Source organism: Psychroserpens mesophilus, assembly GCF_050617655.1.
Taxonomy (GTDB): domain Bacteria; phylum Bacteroidota; class Bacteroidia; order Flavobacteriales; family Flavobacteriaceae; genus Psychroserpens; species Psychroserpens mesophilus_A.
The window spans coordinates 1-265 of sequence record NZ_JBODQC010000206.1 but is presented as its reverse complement, the minus strand read 5'-3'; the positions used below and the strand labels follow the sequence as shown (position 1 = coordinate 265).

Genomic DNA, 265 nt, shown 5'->3' with positions numbered 1-265 from the left:
TATAAAATTCAAACATAGCCCCCGGCTGCTTGTTAAACTTTTGTAAAAAGCTCACTCCCGGGTTAAAACCCCATTTCAGGGCTTGCCAGAACAAGGAAAATCAAAAGGAGGTAATATTTCATTTCGCTTTCTTTTGACGGTCCCTGAACACAGTTGGGGGAACACCTGTGTGCCTCTTGAAAAATGCGCTGAAATTGTTGGCTTCCCGGTAGCCGAGCGACCAGGAAATATTCGCGATTTTCCAATCGGTTCCCCACAGCAGTCG

1 protein-coding gene is annotated in these 265 nt (G+C 46.0%); it reads right to left on the bottom strand.

Annotated elements, in window-relative coordinates:
- Positions 1 to 118: 118 nt before the first annotated feature.
- Positions 119 to 229, bottom strand: coding sequence for a hypothetical protein (locus ACRHNM_RS16965; protein ID WP_431137798.1), 111 nt, complete (start codon positions 227 to 229; stop codon positions 119 to 121).
- Positions 230 to 265 lie beyond the last annotated feature (36 nt).